An 18,029-nucleotide genomic window follows, 5' to 3' on the forward strand; every position below is an offset into this window, starting at 1 on the left:
CTCTTAATCTAAAATTAATAACTAGACAGTTTTGAATCTACTACTATTACTTATAGCCTTTTAATCAGTTACTTGCAAAAGGCTAGCGTTACTATAAACATTGAACTTTGCACCAAATTTAGGTAAGTTAACAAAAAAACAACATGGGTATAATTTAAATGGAATCAATACACCCTACTCCCCCAGAAACAACACCTGAAGTTAATGAACCTGCGCACCCTATTTTTAGTGGAAAAGTACAATTTAGCGGCAAAGGCGGTGAGTTTTTTGGTATTTGGATAGTCAATATTTTACTCAGCGTACTTACTTTAGGTATTTACTCTGCTTGGGCAAAGGTGCGCACAATGCGTTACTTTTATGGCCACACCCGCATTGACGGACACAGCTTTGACTACTTAGCAACGCCTATACAAATTTTAAAAGGTCGTATTTTAGCGGTTATTGTATTTTTAATTTACTCCTTTGGTAGCAGCTTTTTTCCACTTGTGGGTTTATTATTTGTCGTTGCTTTTATCTTTTTAATGCCGTGGATAATTAACCAAGGCCTGCGTTTTAATATGCGTATGACCCGTCATCGTAATGTACGCTTTGCATTTAAAGGCGATTACGGCGAAGCCTTCATTAATTTTATACTGTTACCTATCGCCAGCATTTTTACCCTTTATTTATTAATGCCGTATGTTTTAAAACGTATCGACAGTTACATACACAGCAATATTAGCTACGGTGATACGCCGTTAGCCGTAAACCTAAAAGGCGAAACCTACTACTTAACAGCGCTTATTTGTTTTGTGGTGAGCTCTATCACTATGGTGATTTTTATGGCTGTTTTAGGCTTGTTTGGCCTTGATTTAATGAATGCAGAAAACCAACAAGCTGCACAAGACCCAACCAAAATGGGCATTATGTTTGGTGGGTTAATGATTGCTTATGTATTTATGATTGCCATAGTCACCGCTGTGTGGGCTGCGGCTATTCGTAATCATATTTTTGATAACAGCCAATTTGAAGACGTAGCATCTTTTAAATCAGAGCTGAAGCCTATTCCTTTTGCCATATTACTGTTAACTAATATGCTAGCCATTGCGTTTTCCCTTGGGCTTGCCTACCCGTGGACCAAAGTACGTACATCGAGAATGCTCGCCGACGTTACTACCGTTAGTATTTACCCAGGTGCGCTAAATTTAGTGGATACCGCGCAGCAAGAGCAATCATCGTTTGCAGAAGAAGCGGCCAATGTATTTGATATTGACCTATCACTAACTTAAGAGCTTATTATGCACGTGCAGGGACATTACTTCTCAAAAGCATCAAGCAATTATCAACAAGGTGTCGCTAATATTAGCGACACCTTGGTTGAGATTAGCCACGATGATCAGCTTATTTCAAGCTACGCAATAAGCGATATAACACTCACCTCTGGCCTTGCCGGGCTTGCTGACGAACTGCGTTTTAACGATGGTAGCCGCTTTATTCCAAATGATGTGAATTATCGCTGGCCTTTTAAAACCAATAAACACGACCTACTAGAGCGTCTTGAAAAAAGTAAATGGGCTATTTTAGCTGCCATTATTTTTACACCGCTGTTTATGTGGCTAATGCTTTATAAAGTAGTACCCGCTATTGCTGTATACAGTGTTGATACCCTGCCACGCAGTGTAGTAGAGCAAATGGGCGAGCAAAGTTTTACCTTAATTGAAAAGCTAGCCCTTGATGAAAGTGAACTGCCAATTGAGCAACAAACTAAAGTGCAACAACACTTCAATAGCATGCTTAGTGAGCTCTCGCTTGAGCCATCGGTTTATAGATTATCGTTTTATAAATCAGATAGCTTTGGGGCTAATGCGTTTGCAATGCCCCATGGACGTATTGTAGTGACAGATGAGTTAGCAAATTTATTAGCCGATAAACCCAACGCATTAAAAGCCGTATTACTTCACGAAATTGGCCACGTTGTCCACCAGCATAGCGTACGCATGACAGCCCAATCGGCAGCCAGTACCGTTGTACTTGCTGTGATATTTGGCGATTTAGAAGGGATAGCAGAAGTGGCACTTGGTACCGGTGCTACGTTTGCACAGCAGGGCTTTTCGCGTGATATGGAACGCGAGGCAGATAGCTACGCCCTCATTCAACTTGAGCATTTAGGTTATTCGAGCAATGATTTTGCCGATGCGATACAGGCACTGCAAAGTGCCCACACAAGTGAAAATGAGCACCTTGAAAAGGTAAATAACTTGCTCGAATATTTATCAAGCCACCCAAGTGCACAAGACCGGATTGATAATGCCAGAAAGTAACACGTTTTATATTCAACTTGCTCGCTACATAGTGAGTTTAAGTTGGGCATACTAATTCGATTAACTATAGGAGCTATTTTAACGATAAATAAATCATTTAGTAACTAGGCAAAAAATTTTGTGTTTAGTGGTTCTAAATAGAGATTTTTTAACGACGTTAGTAATTGATTTAGTACGTTAAATTGTTCAAATAGTTATTTGGGTTAGTATCATTCACGGCTTTTTTCCAAAGCTTTATCATATTGCACCGCTTGAAAAATTAATGACAGGCAGTGCAGGTTTTTCAGCCCAAGTGTCTGACTTGATTACACGTTCGGCTGGTGTTGGCGAAATTATATTTGGCGTGTGTTTATTTGTATTTTATAAAAATAAGCACATCGTTATTTTAAATATTTTAGCGCTTGTAGGGCTTTTGTTAGCGGTTGTGATAATGCAGCCACCATTACTTATTGAAGCATTTAACCCAGTAACTACTAACCTGCCGCTTATTGGGCTAAGCGTTATTTGGTTAAAAGAAATTAATCGACATCTCTAAAATAAAAGAGGTATGCCAGTGCATACCTTTTTTATAGTACTTAACTTATTACGTTAGTACTTATTTTTATGTGTCCACAAATGCAATAACTCGCTCGCAATGGTTGCTGCGGCAATAGCGGTAAGCTCGCTTTGGTCGTACGACGGTGATACCTCTACCACATCCATGCCCACCATATTTATGCCTTTTAGCGCACGCAGTATTTTAAGCACTTTATCTGACGTTAAACCACCGCATACCGGTGTGCCTGTACCTGGTGCAAATGCAGGATCGAGGCAGTCTATATCAAACGTTAAGTAAACAGGTAAGTCACCTATTCGCTCACGTATTTGCGCTGCAATGTCATTGGCATGAAAATCGTTAGCCTGCATTGCATCAATCACGGCAAACTCGTGCTTTGATTGGTCAAAGTCGGTGCGAATACCAATTTGTATACTGTGCTCTACATCAATTAACCCTTCCATAGGTGCATGATAAAACATAGTGCCGTGATCAAAACGTGAGCCATTGCTGTATGTATCAGTGTGCGCATCAAAATGAACCAGTGCCATTTTGCCATGTATCTTTGCATGTGCCCGCAATAGCGGAAGCGTTACAAAGTGATCGCCCCCAAGGCCTAACAGCGTTGTACCTTGGCGAAGTATTTGCTCTGCGGCCATTTCTAGCTGTGCCGTAAAATACTCAGGATCGCCTACCGGGTAAGTAAAGTCCCCTGCATCTGCAACCGTTAAACGCTCAAACAAAGGAAATGTCCACGGGTATTTAGTGTCTTCCCAGGCTAAATGTACCGACGCTCTGCGAATGGCATCGGGCCCTAAGCGAGCACCGGGACGGCCCGAGGTGGCTAAGTCAAACGGTAAGCCTAGTACAACGACATCTGCATCAATGGCATTAATATTTTGCACCATAGGACGACGTAAAAACGTCATCCCGTTTGAATACAGTGAGTGGTCAACATGACCAAACAAGCTAGACATTGCTTATAACTCTTCTAAATAAGTGTAGCCATTCAGGCCGCTTTGCAACTCGTCTAAAACGCTTTGCTGTTCATTTTTATCTATTTTTGCAGACACTAACTGCGCGTACGACTGCTGAAAGCTCTCAACATCTAAATGTACATAACGCATCATATCGGCCACCGTATCACCCTGATTTATTTCGCTAATACTGGCAAGGCCTTGCTCATCCATATTGATAATAGCGCTGTGTGTATCGCCAAATAAATTATGCATGTCACCTAAAATTTCTTGGTACGCACCCACTAAGAAAAAGCCCATTAAGTAAGGTTTATCGGCACTGTACTCAGGCACCGGTAATGTGCTTTCAATACCTTGGCCATCAACATAGTGCTCAAGAGCGCCGTCTGAATCACAGGTTATATCAAGTAATACCGCTCGTTTTTTTGGTGCTTCGGTTAAGCCACTTAATGGCAATACCGGAAACACTTGATCAATCCCCCACGCATCAGGCAATGATTGAAAAAGCGAAAAGTTTACAAAAAACTTATCGGCTAAACGCGCATTTAACTCGTCAATAATTGGGCGATGAAAACGGTTTTTGTTATCCATGTGTTTGTTAAGCTCATAACAAATACGTAAGTTAACTTGCTCTGCCCACGCACGCTGCGTTAAATCTAAAAGCCCAAGTGCAAACTGGTTATGCGCCTCTGCTAAATCGCCTTGGCTATCATGATAAATTTCAATGAGTGCGCGGTCGTCAGTTAAATCAGTTAACTGCACAAACGAGGCCCACATATTATTTAATAAAAGCGGTGCATCGGCTGCAGGCGCTTTTAGCTGTTCTGGTACGTAGCTTTCTGTGCCTATCACGTTTGATATAAGTACAGCATGGTGCGCCGTTAGTGCACGTCCTGACTCAGAAATAATAGTCGGCATTGGTTGCGCGTACTGCTTACAGATATCGCCTATGGTGTACACAATATTATTTGCATACTCAGCTAAGCTATAGTTCATTGAGTTATGAGATTGGCTGCGCGTACCATCATAATCAATCGCTAAACCGCCCCCTACATCTAAGCACTCAATGCTTGCACCTAATTTGCGTAACTCACAGTAAAAACGCGCGGCCTCGCTTACACCTAAACGCACATCTCGAATGTTTGCCATTTGCGAGCCTAAGTGAAAATGCACAAGTTGCATTAAATCAAGCTGGCCTGCGTCTTTTAAACGATTCACTACGTGCAGTACTTGTGACGCTGATAAACCAAACTTAGATTTTTCGCCGCCACTTGCTTGCCACTTACCTTTACCTTGCGATGCTAAACGTACACGAATACCAATGCGCGGTTTAACATTTAGCGCTTTTGCTTGGCTAAGTACCATGTCGAGCTCAGAAAGCTTTTCAAGCACTATGTATACTTTGTGGCCTAGCTTTTCGCCAATCAGTGCTAAGCGCACATATTCTTTGTCTTTGTAGCCATTACATACAATCACTGCACTGGTTTTTTCTGCCATTGCCAAAACGGTTAATAACTCTGGTTTGCTGCCTGCTTCTAGGCCTAATTGTTTTTTTTCTAATTCAGCTTGGCTTGCTACTATTTCTTCAACGACTTCGCGTTGTTGGTTTACTTTAATTGGGTAAACTAATAAGTAGTCTTTTGGGTAACCATAGTTTTCAATCGCGGTATTAAACGCACTACATAAACTGTGCACACGATGATGTAAAATTTGTGGAAAGCGCACTAAAGCCGGTAAGCTTAAGCCTTTTTCTTGAAGTTGTTTTGCGATATCTGTTAGTGCAATAGTTTGTTCTGGGGCGTGAGCCTTTGGCGCAACATACACATCACCTTGATCATTAATACCAAAAAAACCTTGGCTCCAATGACGAACATTGTAACTCGTGCGAGCTTGTTCTAGTGATGTTGTCTCTTTCATTTATCTTTCTCTTTTATTTAATAATGCCGGTTTGGCTAGTTGCGCGCATTAAAAGAAAAATAGACTTTTAAGTCCAACAAGTATTTTTACTCGTAACGAGTGATTTTTAACATTGATAAAAGCTTTAACCATATCAAGCTGTTTAAATGCGGTTACAACTACTTAAGCTTCGCCATTTAATTAAAAAGTACAACTGTACTTTTTTCAGATAAAATAGAACAATTGTACTTATTTGGCATAATCATGAAGCAAATTTATTTTAATCAGAACAAACCACCTAGGTTTGCCAAAGTCACTAAAGCAGCAACATTTGGTTTAACTAAAACATTTCCAAATCTTAGCGCTCGCCTTGCTATGAAGGTATTTTGTAACCCTCATAGCAGACGAAAATACGACTTTAGAACAGATATTCAACCAATAAATATCAAGCTTAATACCCAATTAGGTGCTATTAACTTGTATTACTTTAGCCAAGAGGGAAACAGTAAAGCGGTATTTCTTTCTCACGGCTGGGCAGATAGCACAAATCGCTTTACTACATTGATAAATGAACTGGTAGAAAAAGGCTTCAACGTGTACTCAATCGATCACATTGGCCATGGTTATTCTTATGGTAAGGTTTCTCATTTATACGGCTACATGCAAGGACTAACTGCTGCGTTTAATTATTTTGATGAACAAAATATACTTATTGATAGAGTAATTACCCACTCTATGGCCGGCGTGGCTTTATTAAATTTAGATAGCAGGTTTTTAGAAGACAAAAAAATAGTGATGATTTCTGCACCTGCACAAATTTTTGAAGCTATGTTTGAAAAAGTAAAACAAGTGGGTATTTCTGAGCTTATGTTAGAAAATATGCTTAACAAAGTGTCGGAACAATATGGTATTAATTGGCAAAATCTTCACCCTGATAACTCTAAGCATAAAATCAATGAAGACATGCTTTTTATCCATGATAAGAATGACTCTGTTGCAAACTTTGAAGCTATAAAGCATTTAACCGATAACACGCCTGCTACACTTATTGCCACAGAGAAACTTGGCCATGTTAGAATTTTAAAAAGCCAATATGTGTACGATCAAATAACAACGTTCATGAGCTAAAATGAAAAAAAGTGAGAGCACTAAACTCTATATTTTACAAAAAGGAATGGCCTTTGCAGCTACACACGGCTTATACAGTATATCCATTGGTAAAATAGCAGCCGCGGCAAATATGTCCCGTACAGGAGTGATCTCACATTTTGCTAATAAAGAAGATATGCAAGTTGCTATATTAGCCTTCACAGAGGAAGAATTTAAAAAACAGGTTGTTGAACCAGCTATTGATAAAGATGCATTAGTGCACTTGAATAACTTTCAGCAAAAATGGTTACAATGGCTAAGTTTTTTAGAAAAGTGCTGCCCTGAACAGCATACAAGTTGCCCACTAATTAAGGCCTCTGTTGAATTCAAAGCAGACCCAAATTGTTTAGTAAGACAATTTATGCAAGATCAGCAAGCAAGAATGATTAACTACCTCACTACACTTGCAGTTAGCTGCCAAGAGCAAGGCTATTTTAGTATCGATAAAGAGCCAAGTATTTTTGCGTATGAGTTTTACGGTTTATACACAGGGCATGTTGTGCAAACAAGCTTAATAGATAATCCTACGCTAGCGCATACTTATGAAAAAGTGGTGAGTGGTTTAATTGCTCGATATATGTGTAATACCAATCCGAAATAAATACTTAATCATTTTTCAGGGCTAAGCGGATGGATATAAGTACAAATTAAACTTATCCGTTTATGCGCTCTTAGGCGCAAAAATAATAATAGCCATGCCCAGTAAGGCAACCGCTGCGCCCACTACATCCCACACTGTAAGCTTTACGCCATCAACTACCCATAACCATAGTAAAGCCACGCAGACATAAACGCCGCCATACGCGGCATAAACACGCCCCGCTGCCACAGGGTGTAAAGTTAGCAACCAAGCAAATAACGCTAAACTGATTGCAGCAGGAATCAAAAGTAATATGGATTTATCTTCTTTGAGCCACAGGTAGGGTAAATAACAGCCAATAATTTCAGCAAAGGCGGTAATAATAAATAGCGCGATAGTTTTTACTTCAAACATAAAACCTCACGTAATTTAAATAATAAAAGCATAACAAAGCTAAGTAACCAAAAAAGTTACTTAGCTATATAGCCCTAAATATGAGTAATAAATCTCTCAACCACTATTTAGATTGAACAGATTACTCAGCTAAGGCTACTTCGGCCAACTTCATTGTACTTTCGAACGACTTAGTACCAGCAATAAATAAACCGTTATGACAAAATACAGCGTCATCTAAGCCTGTTTCAGCTTGAAACTCTTCATCAGATAAACCAGCCCACGCTTTAGGGAGTGACTTTCTATCTTCAAATGAGCCAGGCTCAACCGGCACAGTTTGTATTATCCACTGCCCTGAATGAGACGGATAAACCATGAATAGTGCGTCACTTGATAATATATGGACTGTTTTTTTCCATGGGGTGTACTTTTCAAGCACAATAACTCTAGCATCTTCTGCATGCTCAATAGCTTTAGCAACAATCGCTTTTGCATTTACACTACCGTGGGCTGAAGCAATAAAACGTGTTAGTAGACGTGCAGCAAAATCGACGGCTTCATTAAAACACTCATCAAAGTTGCCTTCTTCTTCCCATGTTGGGTTAAACATAGAAAGCGTTTGGCTAAGGGTTATTCCCTCAACGACACCTTTAACATAGCCACAATCTATAGCATCAATGTTAGACACTAAACCTGAGTCGACTCTATCGGCCACGGCTTGGTTGTTATCACACAGCGCTAAGCCGTATTTTTTCCAAATTAAGCCAAATGACGAATACGGTGTACCATTTTCACGCTCGCCCGCACCACCACGCTGGTGATGATCAAACCGGCCGGTATCTGGATTATATTCACCGCCAACATCTACCACAATGTCAGCACTTTCTATCAATGCTTTATCGCGAGTACGTACCAGTTTAAAAGAAGGTAAAACATGTTTTAGTACTGCAATACTAAATACATCATCGGCATGAAAATTACCACTGTGGGTTACTACTGTTATTTCGCTCATTGGATTGGGACTACTTTTAAAAAAGATAAAAAATTCTCACTTATATAATGCTAAAAGCATATTAAAACTAACAAGGTGGATTTTATACGAACAGAGCAATGAAAAACAGTGAAGTATCACTACGCCCACAAAGCGAAGTAGGCGAAAAATATTTAATAGATTAGATTACTTAGGCTCAGGGCTCAGACCAAGCTGCATAAAAACGCTTTGTGGGTTATCTTCATAAACACCAAAGCTCGAACAACGCTCAAAACCTAGATCTTCGTACAAACTAATAGATTCGGTCTGTTTCGGGCCAGTTTCTAAACGAATTAGCGGGATTTTTGTCTCGCCAGCATAATGCAGTAAATTTTGCATTATACGCCTAGAAAAACCTTTACCGCGATGGCTAGGTTTCACATATAAACGCCTAATTTCACCATACAAAGTGCCGTCATTTTGTTTGACAATAGCGCCGCAAGCAATAATACCATCTTCATTTTTTAAGCCAATGGCATAAACATTGTCTTCGCTTAACTCGTCTAATTTGAGAGATTGTGCTGTAGCAACGGGGTATAAAGAGTTTATAAGCCTGTCTATATCTGTAAACACATTAACTACATTTGGATCCTTGGGGCTTAATTCGACTAACTGCATCTACTGTCGTCCATTTTTTATTTTGAATCGGTATAGTACTTTTATAATATATACTTAATAGACACGATCCTAGTGTTGTTTAAATAAAATGTATTAATAACGTAAGCGCCACTTTATTAAAACGTTATAATTTTTTAAAATCATTAAACTTAAACTCTTGAACACTCCTGTGTTATGTGTTTTCCATGCCACTTTAAATACTCTTTAGCGTTCATTGGTTTAGCTATTAAATACCCCTGAATATAATCTGCACCGAGCTGGTTTAACAAATCAAACTGTGATGTACACTCAACCCCTTCTGCAACGACTCTAATATCTAAACTTTTGCCTAAGCTAATAATTGTATTAACTATGTTATAGCCTTTACCTTCGTCTGATATTTTATCAATAAAACTTTTGTCTATTTTTATTTCTTTTACTGGAAAAGCATTAAGGTGTGATAAGCATGAATAACCCGTACCAAAATCGTCAATAGAAAATACAAATCCTTGATTTTTTAACTCATCCATTTGCGTAATTGTGTTGTTTATATCACCTGAGAGCATTGACTCAGTAATCTCCAACTTTATTTGAGATGGTTTGATATTAAAGTCATCTATTGTTGAGCATAGCTCGTTTTTGAGCTCTAAAGAGTTAAACTGTATATGGCTTATGTTGATCGATACACTAAAGTGCTCATCTATCAATTTATGTGCGCTGAGCTTGGTTAACAAGCTACAAATATTTTTTAATACTATGGTTTGTAATTTCTGTATTAAACCGTATTGCTCAGCAATCGCAATAAATTGATCAGGTGGGATTACGCCTTTTGTAGGATGCAACCACCTAATTAAAGCTTCTGCGCCTACTACTTTACCTTGCATACTCACTTGAGGTTGAAAGTATGCACAAAACTCATTATTTATAATTGCTCTAACCATGTCAGTTTCAAGTTCAGCTTGATTTTCAAGTAATGTTTGAAGCTCAGGGTCATAAAAACTACAACTATTACCCCCTTTTTTCTTTGCACGATACATTGCCGTATCTGCAAATTTTAATATATTATCTGTTCTCGAATTTTCTTCATCAATTAAGCAAATACCAATGCTACAACTAACCTGAAAAGCAAGCTCACCTACAGAGAACTTTTCATTAAAAACACTTTGTATTTCTTTTGCGACCAATTCAGATTCAGCACAAGCATCTAGGTTATCTTCACCGACATACTCAATTAGAATAATAAATTCATCGCCACCGACTCTTGCGAGTGTATCTGAAGGCTTTATGACAAGGCTTAGACGCTTAGCTAATTCTACCAATACTTTATCGCCGGCCCCATGACCTAACGAATCGTTTATCCTTTTAAAATTATCTAAATCAAGAAATAACAGAGCACCCGTTTTTTTTGTATGCTTTATGCGCTCTATGCACGTAGATAAATTATCATTAAGCGTTCTTCTATTAGGCAGGCCCGTTAATGGATCAAAAAAAGCTAACCTTTGTACTTCTTTTTCGGCTTGTTTACGAAGCGTAATATCACGAGCCATCCAGACAACATGCCGTTGTGAAATATTATCTGGCTGATAATTATCCAGTGCAGCAACTCTCCCCTCAAAAGTTACCTTTCCTTTTGCTACTTCTAACTCATATTCAAATATTTGCATTTCATTGGTTACAAGCGTTTTATTTATTACTGCCATTATCATTTCAGCGTCTTTAGCTGGAAACAATTCGAGCACATTGTGTCCAATCAAATCGGTAGGTGCTTCGCGTAATAAGTTGTTAGATGTGCCATAGACATCCGTATAAAAGCCTTGCTGATTTAATATCAAAATTAAATCCGGCATGACTTGAGTGAATGCTTTAAATTTTTCATTACTTTTTTGCAAGTCGGCCAAAAGCAGCTTAGCTTTATGCAACTCAGCATTTTTTTCTAATGCAATACTCGTAAAGTGCACAAAGTAATCGATAAGTTCAAGATCTTGCTTAGAGGGTTCTTTTGGTGATCCATGATAAATAGCAAAGGTACCCAGTATTTCTGAAGACGTTGAAATTATAGGGGTTGACCAACAAGAGTGGAGCCCTGCATTTTGAGCTAAGCTTTTGTAATTTCCCCATAATGGAGAAATATCAATATCTTGGGCTATTATACGACTTTTTGTATATGCAGCCGTACCGCATGAGCCTACCTTAGGCCCAATTGTAACGCCATTAATCGCTTGTAAGTAATCTTCACTAATGCTTGGAGCAGCACGGTGAAACAGCTGGTTTCCTGCTAATGAGAGTATTGAACACCTTGCAGAATTGTCATCAATAGTTTGTTCAATTGCAAAACAAATATCCTGTAGTACGTCGTCTAAGGCAATCCCTAGTGCAATTTTAGACAAAATATTTTGCTGATGGGATAATAATTGTCTAAGTTTTACAGTATTCATATTTCACCATAATTAAGGGCATTCACAACCAGCCTAAGACATTGAAAAAATAAACCTTTAATGCACTTAATTACTACTTGTAGTTTGTTTTGTTAAAATCAATATTGTTATAACTTTAAAATTTCTGTTTAATTGTTACGCTTATGAAAACTATACCACTGTAACAACAACAACGGTTCTAATAAGTAAGTATAAAAACTACCCACAGACTCAATTATTAACATAAATAAAACTTTTTAGGAACATAATTCAACGTTTACTCATACAAAGCATTTGAAATTGTTATTTTAAATAAAAATTTAGATTCTAAACACTTTGTTACTTAAAAAGGCTGTTCAAAATTATTAGGCTATTTATACTGTTGTTAATAACAAAGCTTTAAAGAGGTGACTGTGCAAATTGTAAAAGGTATGGAATATTTTTTTTCTGGGTTTAAATTAATTAGCCAAAAAGGGCTTAAGCGCTTTGTGCTCATTCCGCTCTTAATTAATATTTTACTTTTTGGTAGCTCTTTGTTTTTTTTATTTGGTTGGCTGAGTGATAGTTTTAGCTATATTAGCAACATGCTCCCTGAATGGTTAAATTGGTTAGAATGGTTAATGTGGCCTATCGCAGTATTGGTGGTGCTGTTTAGTTACAGTATGATTTTTACAGTAATTACTAACTTTATTGCCGCGCCTTTTAATGGGCTGCTCAGTGAAAAAGTAGAGCTTTATTTGACTGGTCAAAAAATTAATGATGATGGCTTTAAAGAAATAGTAAAAGACGTCCCTAGAATGCTTGGTCGTGAATGGACCAAACTTTGTTATTACCTGCCACGCGCAATTGGCTTTATTATCTTACTGTGGATATTACCGGTAATAGGTCAAATATTATGGGTACTCTTTACCTGTTGGATGTATGCCGTGCAATATAAAGACTTTGCTTTTGATAACCATAAAATTGGCTTTAAGCAAATGAAAGGCGATTTAAAGTCGAAACAAGGCTTATCTTACGGATTTGGTTTTGCCGTTATGTTGCTAACCTCGATCCCGTTTATAAATTTAATAGTTATGCCTGTGGCTGTATGCGGTGCAACACGTTTGTGGGTTGATAATTATCGGCCAAAATACCGTAGTTAATTAATAGGTTGCTGGCTTTTCAATTTTCAAAGGCCAACATATTATAAATAAAAAAGCACCTTAGGTGCTTTTTTAATCTATTTTTAAAGCAATAAACTCAAGCATTGCCCGCCTTGGCAACGCAGCACTTTGCTTATCTACTTCTTCAAATTTTTTAATTAAAATATTGAAACGCTGATTGTTAAAATTTACCGATGTAACTTCACCAATTTTTATGCTGTAGTTTTGCTGCTGATCAAATAGCTTAAGTGTTTTACCTTTTGCACGTTCTACATATAAATAAGGTGTTTGGTCTGGCATTTTTAAACGAACGACATTAATTTGGCTAAGCTCATGTACTGCCACCCAACTTTGCCCCTGCATTAGCGTATTGTAACGACTAATGCCTTCAGGCTGATAAACAACGTCTTGACTTATAAAACACGCCTTACAGCCATCGACTGATTCAACCCGCCAATCAATAGCTGTATGTTTATAATACAAATTATCATTTTTTAGTAACCATTCACTTGCATGGTTAGTATCACTACACGCTATAGGTATACTTAAAAATATACTGTAAATAATAGGTTTAACGCTTAGCCTTTGTTTCATACTATTGCTCTTTAATGGCTTTCAACTCATCAATAATCGCACTACTCGGCTGCGCTTCTTTTATATAACGAGGTATTACATGAGCAGTATTTGGTGTACTTTGTAATTTATATATACTGGTGTTATCAGTATTTGATACACCAAAACGATTGCCTGCACTTTGCATATAAAACTGTAGATTTAGCATGCTCCACTCGTCTACATCTCTAAGCACTGATATTGAATTATCTTGGTTAGTATCAAAACTGTTTAAACTTTCGGTGTTAATTGTATTACAGTTAAAATCAACAGGGAGTGAGCCATTTCGATTTAACCCTTGCGCTTCAAGTATTGTACTCTCATCTAAATTTGCTGAGCTACCACTTGAGTAATCAATAATAAAATCATCCGTAGAGCCTAAATGGCTATTAGTATTTGGTGTAATATCACAGTTAGCATTACCTGGATAAAAACGCTCATAATAACGATCGCCCTCATTATTACCTATTGTTGATAAACCCGCTAATTGATATAAATAATTCATGGAGCTGAGGTGGTTAGGCTTAAAATTAATCGCCTCATCACCGCCATGGTATAAGCCTAAGTTATGGCCTAACTCATGAAATATTGTTGATGCTTGGTAATTATAAGCAACATTAGTGGCTATTTGCGTATCAAGCGTTAACCCCCAGCCCCCCATAGTGACCATTAAATCATTACCGCTTATCTCAGCGATACCAGACCCACTAATACTTCCATCCTCGTTGCCGCTATTAGCCATTAATAAGTAATGGAAAATAGGTCTACGGGTTATATCGGTATATTCCATTTTATAAACAAACAAACTTGGACTACTTAGGTCGTATTCAAACGACGTGTAATTGTTAAATGGCACTGTATTTCCACCACCTAAATCAAAATTTTGCGGCGCAGTGTTTGTACTTTGATCAAATAAATCACCTACGTCAAAGTGAACGGTATAGCCTTTTTCTGCAAACACTGTAACTATTTTTTCAAGTGCAGTACGGTGTGGAGTAATACCTGCGTCACTGCTGTCCATATAATCAACTTCAATAAAGATATCTTTTTGTGATGTACGCGCTCCCCACTCATAAAGTGGTAAGCCCGCAAAAGTTGTCCCTTCCTGCTCAGCACAATCCGGAATGCCATCCTCATCATCGTCTACGGTGCAGCTTATATTGTTTGGCCCAGCGGGTGTATTAAACACAGAATAAAGCCAATCAGTGCTTTGATTAGTGTCTATAGCATTAAGCTCGCGCTTTAAACTGCCCCCCTGTTCAGAAAGGATTTGATCTGCATTGTCCCCTTGCCATTGTGATGGCGTTACTGGCTCTTGTGATGAGTTACCAAATTTTACAAAGTCGATTGTTTGTGTGCCTGCGCTATTTAAAATTTCTGCAAAACCGTTGATGTACCAGTAAGGTCTAATTTGATCACCAGAATTGCCTACAAGCGCTATCTTAGGATTACTTACTGACGCACTAGTTAAAAAATCGTCTCCAAATTTACTTTGCAAAATAAGGTACTCTCCATTGCCAAGCTCTTTATTGGGCAATGAAAATATCGTCTCTGCGCTAGTTGAGCTATCAACCGTATTAATACTACGAGTTTTAAGTGAATAATTCTGTAAATTTACAGCTGCTCCTGTGCCATTATAAATTTCAATCCAAGGTAGGTCGTTACTAAATTGCACAGAAGAGATTTCCGTTATTTTTATATCTTGGCTTGAAGTAGTAAAAGAGGTAACCGTTTGCATATCAATGGCCGTATTATCAAAATTAACCAAATCAGATGTCACACGCACGCTGTATTGAGTATCTTCGCTAAGCGTGCCTGTTAAACTTACGCTATGAAAATACAAGCTAGTATCACTTGTAGTGCCTGACAAGCTCTCTACATTAAGTGCCAAACATGTTGAAAAGCTATCTGCCGATATTTGTATACTCCCAATACATGTACCCTCGCTTGTATTTGTCACTAACGAGCTCGTTTGCATAATGTCTGAAAACGAAATACTAACAGGAGAATCAACTAACACAGGCTCACTGCTACCTTCGGGTGTAACACTGACTATTGTTGCAGGGGATGAATCAGCAAGAGTAATGTTTAGCAAAAAGTTTATCGTGTCTTTACCATCAGAAGCACTCAAAGTATAACTCTGGGAAGAAATACTATTACTCGGTGGAGTGTAATTAAATATAAGCGCTTGTGAATCAACAACACTTATTTGTGCACCATTCAAATCATCTGGAAAAGTAACTTGTACAGTATCGTTATCGGCATCGTTTATAACCAAACCAAACTGTGTAGTTTGGTTGTACTGAACGTCAATATTTACATCTTGGGCTGTAGGCGGATTATTGGGTGCCAGAATAATAACTGTTTTTTGTGCACTATTTGTGGCGCTATCGTTGTCTGTTACTGTAGCAACGAATGTAATATTCGTGTCTTGAGCGACTATAGGAGCATCAAAGCTAATACTTGTACTGGTTTGTGTTACATCAACCACAGGGCCATTAGTTTGCTGCCAAGTAATACTATCTATTGTGCCATCGCTATCTTGCGCCTCTGCAGTAAGCGTTACGAGTTCATTTTGCTCAGCCTGCTCCGGTGCCGATATACTTATTGTGGGTGCATTGTTTGTCTGGGTAATTAAAATCGTCGTACTTGCTTGAACACTACTTGAAGCATTATCAATGACTGTTACACTAAAACCAAGGGTTGTATTTTCAGTTATATTAGGAGCCGAAAAGCTAAGTATCCCATCCGTTTGTGTAAACTGAACACTATCCCCCGCAGATTGCACCCACGTTATGCTACTAATTGTGCCATCACTGTCTTGGGCATTTGCTGTTAATTCGACTTGTGTATTGGCAAGTGCGCTACTTGGCCCGGTAATATTAACTGTTGGTGGATTATTTTGGTTGGTAATGGTTCCAGTAAATACTTGCTCTGTAGTCCCACCAGTATTATCTGTCACAGCGACAGAAAAACTAAAACTGGTGTCTTGTGAAACACTTGGCGCGGTGGCGGTTAGCGTGTTGCCATTAGCAGTAAATGCAAATTCAGGACCGCTTAGCTGTTGCCATTCGTAACTTGATATTTGTCCATCACTATCACTAGCTTGCGCTGTAATGGTAAATGATTGATTAGCAACAATAACATTACTGCTAATACTGAGTGTAACAACTGGGGCGGTATTGCTGGATGAGTCACTAGAATCGCTACTCCCTCCTCCGCCACAACCTGTTATTAAAAGTGATAAAAAAAGTAAACTTAAATATTTGATTAGATTGTTTTTTACCACTTGTGAGCCTCTACTTTTTAACTATACAAATTTTGTGGCACCTTAGTAACGTTTAAATGAACGGTTATTTCCTCACGATCGTGGTACAAGTGCTTAGCTTGCAATTCATAGCTTACGCCATATTTAGCAAGCTGCTCTTTAATCATCGTCAGGCATTCATAAACACTATCAAAGCGTTTTTTCATGGGTAGCTTCAAGTTAAATATAAATTCTTTTGCATATGCATTTACTGCCCAGTCAATCATTAGATTAGTCACTTTGGTTGGTTTTTCCACCATATCGCATACTAACCAATCAATATTTCTTTTTTCAGGGCGATATTTAAAGCCATCGGCTCTAAAGTGCTTAACCTGTCCAGTTTCCATTAAATCGTCGTTCATGGGGCCATTATCTATTGCGCTTACAAACATCCCACGACGAACTAACTGATACGTCCATCCTCCAGGGCATGCTCCTAGGTCAACACCGCGCATTCCTGGTGCTGCGCGTGTTTCTCGCTGTTGCTCTGGGATAAATACATTAAAGGCTTCGTCAAGTTTAAGCGTTGAACGGCTTGGGCCATCACTTGGCATACGCAGGCGTAATATGCCCATGAAATAGGCCGAGTTATTAAAGCTATACGAATAGCCTACGTAAGCTGTGTTATTAGTTAAAAAGAGTGTGTGCATTACAGGGCGGTTAACTTTTGGCTCACGTAAAACAATATTTTTCTTTTCGAGGGCTTTTTTAAGTGGTGTTGATATTTTTTTACAAAAGGTTAAAAGCTCTTTGCCTTCGTTTGTATCGGGGGTTTCAACGCGCAACTCTGAGCATAATGTAAACTCTTTAGCAGCATCAACCACTGCACTTACCCTATCTTCTACAGGCATATTTTCTACTAATTTACCGGCAAACCATTGGCGAGCAAATACCATATTTTTAAAATCGACCTTTTTGATTATTTCATCGCTATGGTGTGCTTCAAAACACTCATAAACAACATAACCAGTATTTGGTTTAGCTTTTACATAACCTGCAAAACCTTGCTCGGCAGCATGAAACGTTATTTCAGCAGCAGCATCGCTTTCAAAACCACTACGACAGTAAATCACAACACAAGACATATTAACCCTTAA

General features: G+C 38.4%; 15 protein-coding genes. 6 read left to right on the forward strand and 9 right to left on the reverse strand.

The annotated features are described in order from the left end of the window. Positions 1 to 158: 158 nt before the first annotated feature. The 3 genes from J8L71_RS07000 (at position 159) to J8L71_RS07010 (ending at position 2,835) form a co-directional block, all read left to right on the forward strand. Positions 159 to 1,268, forward strand: coding sequence for a YjgN family protein (locus tag J8L71_RS07000; protein ID WP_210999920.1), 1,110 nt, complete (start codon positions 159 to 161; stop codon positions 1,266 to 1,268). Positions 1,269 to 1,277: 9 nt separating this feature from the next. After that, the gene (locus J8L71_RS07005; RefSeq protein ID WP_210999921.1) at positions 1,278 to 2,300 is read left to right on the forward strand and encodes a M48 family metallopeptidase; all 1,023 of its coding nucleotides are present in this window, start codon (positions 1,278 to 1,280) and stop codon (positions 2,298 to 2,300) included. A 181-nt stretch (positions 2,301 to 2,481) separates the two neighbouring features. Next, positions 2,482 to 2,835, forward strand: a complete 354-nt coding sequence (locus J8L71_RS07010; RefSeq protein ID WP_348771792.1) for a DoxX-like family protein — start codon at positions 2,482 to 2,484, stop codon at positions 2,833 to 2,835. A gap of 53 nt (positions 2,836 to 2,888) precedes the next feature. Here J8L71_RS07010 and speB read toward each other — a convergent pair whose 3' ends face one another. Together speB and speA are read right to left on the reverse strand one after the other, a co-directional pair. Continuing rightward, positions 2,889 to 3,812, reverse strand: a complete 924-nt coding sequence (speB, locus tag J8L71_RS07015; RefSeq protein WP_210999922.1) for an agmatinase — start codon at positions 3,810 to 3,812, stop codon at positions 2,889 to 2,891. Positions 3,813 to 3,815: 3 nt separating this feature from the next. Continuing rightward, entirely contained in the window at positions 3,816 to 5,729 is a 1,914-nt protein-coding gene (gene speA, locus J8L71_RS07020) for a biosynthetic arginine decarboxylase (RefSeq protein ID WP_210999923.1), read from the reverse strand. Between the two features lie 243 nt (positions 5,730 to 5,972). Here speA and J8L71_RS07025 point away from each other — a divergent pair, with 243 nt between their 5' ends. Beyond that, complete coding sequence (locus J8L71_RS07025) at positions 5,973 to 6,836, forward strand: alpha/beta hydrolase (protein ID WP_210999924.1); 864 nt, start codon at positions 5,973 to 5,975, stop codon at positions 6,834 to 6,836. Between the two features lies 1 nt (position 6,837). Further along, entirely contained in the window at positions 6,838 to 7,458 is a 621-nt protein-coding gene (locus J8L71_RS07030) for a TetR/AcrR family transcriptional regulator (RefSeq protein WP_210999925.1), read from the forward strand. A 60-nt stretch (positions 7,459 to 7,518) separates the two neighbouring features. On the opposite strand, the gene J8L71_RS07035 is transcribed toward J8L71_RS07030, so the two are convergent. The 4 genes from J8L71_RS07035 to J8L71_RS07050 form a co-directional block, all read right to left on the reverse strand. Next, on the reverse strand, positions 7,519 to 7,851 hold the full coding sequence (locus J8L71_RS07035; protein ID WP_210999926.1) for a YnfA family protein: 333 nt from the start codon (positions 7,849 to 7,851) through the stop codon (positions 7,519 to 7,521). A gap of 121 nt (positions 7,852 to 7,972) precedes the next feature. After that, positions 7,973 to 8,842 (reverse strand): MYG1 family protein, encoded by an 870-nt coding sequence (locus J8L71_RS07040; RefSeq protein ID WP_210999927.1) that lies wholly within the window; start codon positions 8,840 to 8,842, stop codon positions 7,973 to 7,975. Between the two features lie 165 nt (positions 8,843 to 9,007). Beyond that, on the reverse strand, positions 9,008 to 9,478 hold the full coding sequence (locus J8L71_RS07045) for a GNAT family N-acetyltransferase (protein WP_210999928.1): 471 nt from the start codon (positions 9,476 to 9,478) through the stop codon (positions 9,008 to 9,010). A 149-nt stretch (positions 9,479 to 9,627) separates the two neighbouring features. Then, complete coding sequence (locus tag J8L71_RS07050) at positions 9,628 to 11,892, reverse strand: EAL domain-containing protein (RefSeq protein WP_210999929.1); 2,265 nt, start codon at positions 11,890 to 11,892, stop codon at positions 9,628 to 9,630. 392 nt (positions 11,893 to 12,284) lie between these two features. Here J8L71_RS07050 and cysZ point away from each other — a divergent pair, with 392 nt between their 5' ends. After that, entirely contained in the window at positions 12,285 to 13,013 is a 729-nt protein-coding gene (gene cysZ, locus J8L71_RS07055; protein WP_348771787.1) for a sulfate transporter CysZ, read from the forward strand. 72 nt (positions 13,014 to 13,085) lie between these two features. On the opposite strand, the gene J8L71_RS07060 is transcribed toward cysZ, so the two are convergent. From J8L71_RS07060 to rlmM, 3 genes are read right to left on the reverse strand one after another with little or no spacing between them, the layout of a single operon-like run. After that, complete coding sequence (locus tag J8L71_RS07060) at positions 13,086 to 13,607, reverse strand: hypothetical protein (protein WP_210999930.1); 522 nt, start codon at positions 13,605 to 13,607, stop codon at positions 13,086 to 13,088. A gap of 1 nt (position 13,608) precedes the next feature. Continuing rightward, complete coding sequence (locus J8L71_RS07065) at positions 13,609 to 16,914, reverse strand: lamin tail domain-containing protein (protein WP_210999931.1); 3,306 nt, start codon at positions 16,912 to 16,914, stop codon at positions 13,609 to 13,611. Between the two features lie 17 nt (positions 16,915 to 16,931). Continuing rightward, on the reverse strand, positions 16,932 to 18,017 hold the full coding sequence (gene rlmM, locus J8L71_RS07070; protein WP_210999932.1) for a 23S rRNA (cytidine(2498)-2'-O)-methyltransferase RlmM: 1,086 nt from the start codon (positions 18,015 to 18,017) through the stop codon (positions 16,932 to 16,934). Between the last annotated feature and the right edge of the window lie 12 nt (positions 18,018 to 18,029).

This window comes from Pseudoalteromonas sp. MMG007 (assembly GCF_018100985.1).
In the GTDB taxonomy this organism is placed as follows: domain Bacteria; phylum Pseudomonadota; class Gammaproteobacteria; order Enterobacterales; family Alteromonadaceae; genus Pseudoalteromonas.

Excerpts from the sequence above, each read along its gene's own strand:
- J8L71_RS07035 (WP_210999926.1), bottom strand. The coding sequence starts at position 7,851 with ATGTTTGAAGTAAAAACTATCGCGCTATTTATTATTACCGCCTTTGCT.
- J8L71_RS07050 (WP_210999929.1), bottom strand. The coding sequence starts at position 11,892 with ATGAATACTGTAAAACTTAGACAATTATTATCCCATCAGCAAAATATT.
- rlmM (WP_210999932.1), bottom strand. The coding sequence starts at position 18,017 with ATGTCTTGTGTTGTGATTTACTGTCGTAGTGGTTTTGAAAGCGATGCT.
- J8L71_RS07030 (WP_210999925.1), top strand. The coding sequence starts at position 6,838 with ATGAAAAAAAGTGAGAGCACTAAACTCTATATTTTACAAAAAGGAATG.
- J8L71_RS07005 (WP_210999921.1), top strand. The coding sequence starts at position 1,278 with ATGCACGTGCAGGGACATTACTTCTCAAAAGCATCAAGCAATTATCAA.
- speA (WP_210999923.1), bottom strand. The coding sequence starts at position 5,729 with ATGAAAGAGACAACATCACTAGAACAAGCTCGCACGAGTTACAATGTT.
- J8L71_RS07045 (WP_210999928.1), bottom strand. The coding sequence starts at position 9,478 with ATGCAGTTAGTCGAATTAAGCCCCAAGGATCCAAATGTAGTTAATGTG.
- J8L71_RS07060 (WP_210999930.1), bottom strand. The coding sequence starts at position 13,607 with ATGAAACAAAGGCTAAGCGTTAAACCTATTATTTACAGTATATTTTTA.
- J8L71_RS07025 (WP_210999924.1), top strand. The coding sequence starts at position 5,973 with ATGAAGCAAATTTATTTTAATCAGAACAAACCACCTAGGTTTGCCAAA.
- speB (WP_210999922.1), bottom strand. The coding sequence starts at position 3,812 with ATGTCTAGCTTGTTTGGTCATGTTGACCACTCACTGTATTCAAACGGG.
- J8L71_RS07040 (WP_210999927.1), bottom strand. The coding sequence starts at position 8,842 with ATGAGCGAAATAACAGTAGTAACCCACAGTGGTAATTTTCATGCCGAT.
- J8L71_RS07000 (WP_210999920.1), top strand. The coding sequence starts at position 159 with ATGGAATCAATACACCCTACTCCCCCAGAAACAACACCTGAAGTTAAT.